Origin of the sequence: Streptomyces sp. NPDC001599, assembly GCF_042893535.1 — a bacterium.
GTDB lineage: Bacteria > Actinomycetota > Actinomycetes > Streptomycetales > Streptomycetaceae > Streptomyces.
Genome location: NZ_JBIAVA010000033.1, coordinates 1 through 7,582, shown reverse-complemented (window position 1 = coordinate 7,582; position 7,582 = coordinate 1). Strand labels below are relative to the sequence as shown.

Annotated in this window: 2 protein-coding genes; both read left to right on the top strand. The window is 73.3% G+C overall.

Annotated features, from left to right (window positions below; all coding sequences use genetic code 11):
• Window positions 1-5,094, top strand: a 5,094-nt coding sequence (locus tag ACFYZ3_RS38385; RefSeq protein ID WP_388528028.1) for an amino acid adenylation domain-containing protein, incomplete at its 5' end; no start/stop codon positions are given.
• On the top strand, window positions 5,091-7,582 hold a 2,492-nt coding region (locus ACFYZ3_RS38380), incomplete at its 3' end, for an amino acid adenylation domain-containing protein (RefSeq protein ID WP_388528025.1). The genes ACFYZ3_RS38385 and ACFYZ3_RS38380, both read left to right, overlap by 4 nt.

Genomic DNA, 7,582 nt, shown 5'->3' with positions numbered 1-7,582 from the left:
ATGCGCCCCTCCGCCTACGTCATCCTCGACGCCCTGCCCCTCACCCCCAACGGCAAACTCGACCGCACCGCCCTCCCCGCACCCGCCTACACGGCGACCGGCACCGGACGAGCGCCCCGCACCCCCCGCGAAGAAATCCTCTGCACCCTCTTCGCCGAAGTCCTCGGCGTCGAGAACGTCACCATCGACGACAACTTCTTCGACCTCGGCGGACACTCCCTCCTCGCCACGCGACTGGTCTCCCGAACCCGCACCGCACTCGGCGTCGAACTGTCCGTGCGGCAGTTCTTCGAGACGCCGACGATCGCCGGGCTCTCGGGGGCGTTCGACCGGGCCGGCCGTGCGCGGGCCGCGCTCACCGCGAGGCCGCGTCCCGAGCGCATCCCGCTCTCCTACGCCCAGCAACGCCTCTGGTTCCTCCACCAGCTCGAAGGACCGTCGGCGACCTACAACATCCCCACCACCCTCCGCCTCACCGGCACCCTCGACCCCGACGCCCTGCACGCCGCACTCAACGACCTCCTCGCCCGCCACGAAAGCCTGCGCACCACCTACACCGAGGACGACGAGGGCCCTCGTCAGGTGATCCACGCCTGGGAGCCCGGCATGCTGCCGCTCGGTGTGGTCGACACCGGGGAGAGCGACCTGGACGCGATGCTCTCCGCGGGGGTTCATCACGCGTTCGACCTCACGGCGGGCATCCCGGTGCGGGCCACGCTGTTCCGGATCTCGGAGCAGGAGCACGTACTGCTGCTCCTCATCCACCACATCGCCACCGACGCCTGGTCCCGCGCCCCGCTGGGCCACGACCTCGCCGCCGCCTACTCGGCGCGCTGTGCGGGCGATGCTCCGGCGTGGGATCCGCTGCCCGTGCAGTACGCCGACTACGCGCTCTGGCAGCGGGATCTCCTCGGCGACGAGGCCGACGCCGACGCTCCCGCGGGCCGCCAGCTCGCCTACTGGAAGCAGCAGCTCGCCGGCCTGCCCGAGCAGCTCGACCTGCCCACCGACCGGCCCCGGCCGGCCGTGGCGAGCCAGGACGGCGACCGGGTCGCCTTCTCGCTCGACGCGGACCTGTGCGCGCGGCTGACCGAGCTGGCCAGGGCCACGCACTCCAGTACGTTCATGGTGGTGCAGGCGGCGCTCGCCGTACTGCTGACCCGGCTGGGCGCGGGCGAGGACATCCCGATCGGAACCCCGGTCGCCGGACGCACCGACGACGCGACGGAGAACCTGGTCGGCTTCTTCGTGAACACGCTCGTCCTGCGCAACGACACCAGCGGCAACCCGACCTTCCGGGAGCTGCTGGAGGACACCCGCCGCACCGACCTGGCGGCCTACGCGCACCAGGACCTCCCCTTCGAGCGGCTGGTCGAGGCACTGAACCCGACCCGTACGCTGGCGCACCACCCGCTCTTCCAGGTGATGCTGATCCTGAGCACGGCGGAGACGGACCCGGACGCCTCGCTGGCGCTGCCGGGGCTGCGGGTCGGCGCGGAGCGCAGCCGGCTCGGGGCGGCCAAGGTCGACCTGGCGTTCGCACTCGCCGAGGTCCGGGACGGCGAGGGCCGGAGCACCGGGCTGACGGGCGCGCTGGACTTCCGGACCGACCTGTTCGACCGTTCCACGGCCCGGTCCCTGGTGGAGCGGTTCGTGCGGACGCTGGAAGCGGTCGTCGCCGATCCCGGGGTGCGGCTGTCCCGGGTGCCGGTGCTGAGCGGGTCCGAACGGCACTCGCTGCTCGGCCGGGGGACCGGCCCCCTGCTGGAGGGCCTGGACGCGACGCTGCCCGAGCTCTTCGCGGAGCAGGCGCTCCGGACGCCCGGGGCGCCGGCCCTGGTGCGGGGCGGGACGACGGTGTCGTACGCCGAACTCGACGCGCGTACGAACCGGCTGGCCCGGCTGCTGCGGCAGCAGGGGGTGCGGCCGGGTACGCCGGTGGTCATGCTGATGGAGCGGTCGCCCGCCCACGTCGTGGCGACACTGGCCATCGCCAAGGCGGGCGGCGCCTACGTGCCCCTGCACGACACGTATCCCCTCGACCGGATGCGGCACGTGGTGGCGGACACCGCCGCGACGCTGATCCTCACCGACCGGGCCGAGGCGGCGCGCGCCGGGCAACTGGGCGCGCGGGTGATGGTGGTCGACGAGTTCGGCGCCGCCCCGACCGGCTCCGAGGCCGACGCGGACCCCTGCTCCCGCTCCGGCTCCCGCTCCGTCTCCGGCTCTATCGACGGTGCTCCGGAGGTGGGCCTGCGGCCGCAGGATCTCGCGTACGTGATGTACACCTCCGGCTCCACCGGCATGCCGAAGGGCGTCGCGGTCACCCACCGCGGGGTCGTGGACCTGGTCCGCGACCACTGCTGGCGGCCGGGCGTCCACGAGCGGGTGCTGCTGCACGCCCCGCACGCGTTCGACGTGTCCTGCTACGAGATGTGGGTGCCCCTGGTCTCGGGCGGAACGGTCGTCGTGGCACCGCCCGGACACCTGGACCCGGCCGCGATCAGCGACCTGATCACCGCTCACGACATCACCGCGATCCACCTCACCGCGGGTTTCTTCCGGGTCGTCGCGGAGGAGGCACCAGAGTGCTTCGCCGGTGTGCGGGAGGTGCTGACCGGCGGCGACGTGGTCTCGCCCGCCGCGGTGGCCCGGGTCCTCGCACACCACCCGCGGGTCGTACTGCGTCACCTCTACGGGCCGACCGAGACGACGCTGTGCGTGACGCAGCACGAGGTCACCGCGCCGTACGAGGCCCGCGGCAGCCTGCCGGTCGGGCGGCCGACGGGGAACACCCGGGCCTACGTCCTCGACCGGTACCTCCAGCCGGTGCCGGCCGGCGTGCCGGGCGAGCTGTTCATCTCCGGCTCCGGTCTGGCGCGTGGCTACCTGGACCGTCCCGACCTGACCAGTGAGCGGTTCGTCGCCGATCCGTACGGGGGGTCCGGCGAGCGGATGTACCGCACGGGCGACCTGGTCCGCTACAACGCGGCGGGCGAACTGGAGTACCTGGCCCGCGCCGACGACCAGGTCAAGATCCGCGGCTTCCGGGTGGAGCCGGCCGAGATCGAGACGGTCCTGTCCACGCGCCCGGAGCTGGCCCAGGCCGCCGTGGTCGTCCGCGAGGACCGGCCCGGCGACCGGCGCCTGGTCGGCTACGTGGTGGCCGCGGAGGGCCGGGACGGCGAGGTGGACCCGGACGCGCTGCGTGCCTTCTGCCGCCAGGCGCTGCCGGACTACATGGTGCCGTCGGCGTTCGTGGTCCTCGCCGCCCTGCCGCTGACCGTCAACGGCAAACTGGACCGCAAGGCGCTGCCCGCGCCCGACTACGGGGCGGCGTCCACCGGGCGGGGTGCCCGCACCCCTGCCGAGGAGCTGCTGTGCACGCTCTTCGCCGAGGTGCTCGGCCTGTCCGCGGTGGGCGTCGACGACGGGTTCTTCGATCTGGGCGGCGACAGCATCCTGTCCATCCAGCTCGTCAGCCGGGCCCGCGCCGCCGGACTCGCCCTCGCCGTCCGCGACGTCTTCGAGCACCAGTCGACGGCCGGGCTGGCCGCCGCGCTGGCGGACCGGGACGGCGCCGCTTCCGTTCCGGAGGCCGAAGAGGTGCCGCCGTACGGTCCCGCCCCGCTGACCCCCGTGATGGCGCGTACAGCCGAACTTGGTCTGGGCGGCGACGACTTCAACCAGTCGGTCGTGGTGTCCCTGCCGCCCGCGGTGGACCGGGACCGGCTCGTCCCGGCCCTGCAACGCGTGCTCGACCACCATGACGCCCTGCGCCTGCGCGTCCTGCCCGACGGGAGCACGGAGGTACGCGCCCCGGGCAGTGTGCCGGCCGCGGACGTCCTGCGCGTCGTCACGCGGGCCCCGGGCACCACCGGCGAGGAGCGCGACGCCCTGCTCGCGGAGGCGGCGTGCGCCGCACGGGACCGCCTCGCACCGGCCGAGGGCCGCATGTTCCAGGCGGTCCTGGTCGACAGTACGGGCGGTACGGACGGCACATCCGGCACGGACGGCGTGCTGATCCTGGTCGCCCACCACCTGGTGGTCGACTCGGTGACGTGGAGCATCGTCGTACCGGACCTCGCCGCGGCCTACCGGGGCGAGGAGCCCGCCCCGGTGGGCACCTCCTGGCGGCAGTGGGCCACCTCCCTGCAACGGCTGGCCACCGACCCCCGCGTCGAGGCGGAGACCGCCCACTGGGAGCACACGCTCACCGGGGCGGGCACCCTGCGCCTGGACCGCGGACGCGATCTCCAGGGCGACGCCGGACGCATCGGCCTCGACCTGGCCCCGCACACGACCGAGGCCCTGCTCACGCGGGTGCCGGGAGGCGTCAACGCGAGCGTGCACGACGTCCTGCTGACGGCCTTCGCGTTCGCCGTCGCCGGGTGGCGGCGCGGGCGGGGCGAGGACCCGGACGCGCCCGTCGTGCTCGACCTGGAGAGCCACGGCCGGCACGAGGAGGCGCTGCCGGGCGCCGAACTCAGCCGCACGGCGGGCTGGTTCACGGCCCTGCACCCGGTGCGGCTGGCCCCGGACATCGCCGACTGGGCCCGGCTGCACCAAGACGGCGACGCGCTCCGGGACGGCCTCAAGCAGGTGAAGGAGCAGCTGCGCGCCGTACCGGGCGACGGCCTCGGCTACGGCCTGCTGCGCCACCTCAACCCCACCGCCGGGTCCCGGCTCGCGCGCCTCCCCGAGCCCGACTTCGGCTTCAACTACCTGGGCCGCCGGGTCACCCCGGCCACCGGCTCCCGGGAGCCGTGGACCGTGACGGGCGGCGGTCTCGCCGCCTCTCGGCCCTCGGCGCCGATGGCCCACGCGGTGGAGCTGAGCGCCGTCGTCCACGAGGGGGCGGACGGCCCCCGACTGCGCGCGGAGTGGACCTACGCACGCCGCCTGGTCCCCGATCACGACGCCCGCCGCCTGGCCGAGCAATGGTTCCGGGCGCTGGAAGCCCTGGTGGAGCAGGCCGGCCGGACCGGCACCGGCGGCCTGACCCCGTCCGACGTGACCCTCGGCTCGCTCAGCCAGTCCGAGATCGAGGAATTCGAGTCCGACCTTGAGTCCGAGTGGGAGATTGAGCAGTGAGCCAGCAACCGACCCGTGCGCGCGGCAAGATCGAGGACATCCTTCCGCTCTCCCCGCTGCAAGAGGGCTTCGTGTTCCTCGGGCTGCTGCACACCGAGGGGCCCGACCTCTACATCGGCCAGGTGGCCTTCGACCTGGAGGGCCCCTTCGACGGCGCCCGGATGCGCGCGGCGGCCGGGGCCCTGCTGCGCCGCCACGCCAACCTGCGCGCAGGGTTCCGGCAGCGCAAGAACGGGGCCTGGGCCCAACTGGTCCTGCGCGAGGTCGACCTGCCGTGGCAGGACACCGACCTGAGCACGCTTCCCGAGGAGGAGCGCCGGGCGGAGGCCGACCGGCTCGCCGCCGCCGACCGTGCCCGCCGGTTCGACCTGGGCCGGCCCCCGCTGCTGCGCTTCACCGCGATCCGGCTGTCCGCAGACCGCGTCCGGCTGGTGATGACCAACCACCACATCGTGCTGGACGGCTGGTCCATGCCGGTCCTGCTGCGCGAACTCATGGCGCTCTACGCCGCCGAGGGTGATCCCTCCGCGCTCCCCCGGGTCCGCCCCTACCGCGACTACCTGACCTGGCTCGGCGCCCGCGACCGGGACGCCGCCCGGGAGGCCTGGCAGCGGTCCCTGTCCGGGCTCGACGAGGCCACCCTCCTCGCCCCGGACGCCGGCCCGGCGTCGACCGCTCCCTCGCAGGTGTCCTTCACCGTGGACTCCGAGGTCAGCGGCGCGCTGTCGGCCTGGGCGCGCGGTCGGGGCGTGACCATGAACACGGTCGTCCAGGGCGCCTGGGCCCTCGCGCTGGCCCAGGCCACCGGACGCGACGACGTCGTCTTCGGCGCCACCGTCTCCGGCCGCCCGCCCGAGCTGCCCGGCGTCGAGTCCATGATCGGCCTGTTCATCAACACCCTGCCCGTCCGCGCCCGCCTCGACCAGGCCGAACCCCTCGGCGACTTCTTCCGCCGCCTCCAGGGGGAACAGGCCCGCCTCCTGGACCACCAGTGGCCCGGACTCGCCGACATCCAGCACTGGGCCGGACACGGCGAACTCTTCGACACCGCCATGGTCTTCCAGAACTACCCGGTCTGGGAGGGAGACCTCACCACGTCCACCGACCCGGACCGGCTCCAGGTCGCCTCGGCCGACATCAAGGGCGGCACGCACTTCGCCGTCAACGTCGTCGCGACGATGCGCGGCGCCGAACTGTCCTTCCGCGTCGACTACCGCCCCGACCTCTACGACGAGGCGTACGCCCGCGACTTCGGCCGACGGATGCTGCGGGTACTGGAGACCCTGATCTCCGACCCGGACCGTCCCGTGGCCCACCTGGACACCCTCGACCCGGCCACGCGGGAACGGGTCCTGGCGGAGTGGAACGGGGCTCCGACCGAGCTTCCCGGGACACCGCTGCACGAACTGATCAGCGCGCAGGCCCGATTGACGCCGGACGCCGTGGCGATCGTGTGCGGGGAGACCTCCCTGACCTACGCCGAACTGGACGGGCGCGCCAACCAGCTCGCCCGGCACCTGATCGAAGAGGGCCTTGGGGCCGAGGACTTCGTGGCGATCGCGCTGGCCAAGTCGCTGGACGCGGTGATCAGCATGCTCGCCGTACTCAAGGCCGGCGCGGCCTACCTGCCCATCGACCCGGACTACCCCGCCGAGCGCATCAGCTACATGCTCGACGACGCCCGGCCCGCGCTCACCCTCAGGGAACCCATACCGGCTGCCGCATACGGTCACCGGCCCACCGGCGACATCACGGACGCGGAACGACGGACCCCCTGGTCAGCACGCCATGCCGCCTACATGATCTACACCTCCGGCTCGACCGGCCGGCCCAAGGGCGTCGTCATCGAACACCACGCCCTGGCCACCTACCTCCACCGCGCCCGCAACACCTACACCGCCATGACCGGCGTGACCGTCCTCCACTCACCCCTGGCCTTCGACCTCACCATCACCGCCCTGTGGACACCCCTCACCAGCGGCGGAACGGTCCACCTGACCAGTCTGGAGGAAGCTGAGGTCCAGCCCAGCCTGATCAAGGCCACCCCCAGCCACCTCCCGCTGCTGACCAACCTGCCGGACACGGCGTCCCCGTCCCACACCCTCATCCTCGGCGGCGAAGCCCTCCACACCGACCAGCTGACCGACTGGCGGACCCAACACCCCCACGTCCAGATCATCAACGCCTACGGCCCCACCGAATCCACCGTCAACATCACCGATCACCGCCTCGACGGCACGGAAGAAGGCCCCGTCCCCATCGGACGGCCGTTCGCCAACACCCAGGTCTACGTCCTGGATTCGGCCCTGCGGCCCGTCGCCCCCGGCGTCTCCGGCGAGCTGTACCTCGCAGGCGAGCAGCTGGCCCGCGGCTACCTCGGCCGCTCCGCCCTCACCGCCGAACGCTTCACCGCCAACCCCCACAGCAGCATCCCCGGCGCCCGCATGTACCGCACCGGCGACCTCGCCCACTGGAACCACCACGGCCA